We start from the raw sequence: 1238 nt of genomic DNA, 5'->3' as shown, positions 1-1238 counted from the left end.
TTATAACATAATCTTACTAATAATAGAAAATTCTATTCATATCATAAAAAAATCCAAGTTGCTGCTAGCCTCTTGGATGAAATCTCATTATTATATCTTGTTTATGTTTAAGTTGAACTCTTGTATATCTTTGTGTAGTTGAAACGCTAGAATGCCCCAATAGTTCTTGAATATAGCGCAAATCACAACCGTTTTCAAGTAAATGAGTAGCATAAGAATGTCTTAATATATGTGGATGTATCTTTCTATGAACAATTTTACCAACTTGAACAATTTCTGTATAAATTTTCGCATATTTCAATCGATCACCTGTATTAAAATCGATTAAAAAATATGAATGGTGGCGTCTATGAAACTTCATTATAGCTTGTCTAGCTTTTAAATAAGCCAATAAATTTATTTCCAAATTTTCATTATAAACCACGATTCTTTCTTTATTACCTTTTCCACAAATCCTAATTACACGATTTTCAAAATCAATATCGTATATATTCAGATTTTCAAACTCTGCTACTCTAACGCCAGTCGAATATAAAAAATCAAATAAAAATTCTTGATAACCTGTAGTTTTACATCCATCCTTAAAAATTTTGTAAATATCAAGTATCTCTTTTTCATATAAAACTTCCATCGAGCTATTTGAGGTAACCTTTATTTTGGTAGTTGAAAATGGATTCGCATTAATGCTAATCAATTTCAAATTTATCATAAAGTCATAAAATCTTTTAAGTATATTCACATAATAATACATAGTATTTGAACTCAATCTTTTTCTCATATCAATGATTATATTTCTATATTCTATCTGAGTTAGTTCAATATTAGTGATTTTATTTAACAATTCCCGTGTAATTACAGACAAATTTTTTTCTATTGTTCCTTGTGTTAAGTGGGTGCTAAATAAATAATCCTTATATTTTCTAAGCAAGAATGTTTCTTCCATATAGTTTTTATGCTCATTCCTTTCTCTAACCTCTCTTACTTCTAATTGATTATTTAAACTTTAATATGATATTATTTCTTTATGGAAGTCCTTTTAAATTAGCTAGTTTCCCGACTGCTACAGGGCTTCTTTTTTTGTTGCTACTTTTTTACCCTCCCATAATAATTGAACTAAAAATACTAACTACTGATAAAACAAACGACATATTTACCACCTCCTATTTAATATATTAACATTATTTTTTTCGGAAATTTAATTTTGTTTATTATGCGAACAATCCAAAAATGTTAAATTG

Annotated in this window: 1 protein-coding gene; it reads right to left on the bottom strand. The window is 26.7% G+C overall.

What is annotated here, in order from left to right; all coding sequences use genetic code 11:
• Positions 1-64: 64 nt before the first annotated feature.
• On the bottom strand, positions 65-943 hold the full coding sequence (locus HCB45_RS15450; RefSeq protein ID WP_185620450.1) for a tyrosine-type recombinase/integrase: 879 nt from the start codon (positions 941-943) through the stop codon (positions 65-67).
• Positions 944-1238: the final 295 nt, after the last annotated feature.

The organism is Listeria farberi (assembly GCF_014229245.1).
Classification (GTDB): domain Bacteria; phylum Bacillota; class Bacilli; order Lactobacillales; family Listeriaceae; genus Listeria; species Listeria farberi.
The sequence above is the reverse complement of the archived record's forward strand: the minus strand, read 5'-3'. Positions and strand labels throughout refer to the sequence as shown.

Excerpts from the sequence above, each read along its gene's own strand:
- HCB45_RS15450 (WP_185620450.1), bottom strand. The coding sequence starts at position 943 with ATGGAAGAAACATTCTTGCTTAGAAAATATAAGGATTATTTATTTAGC.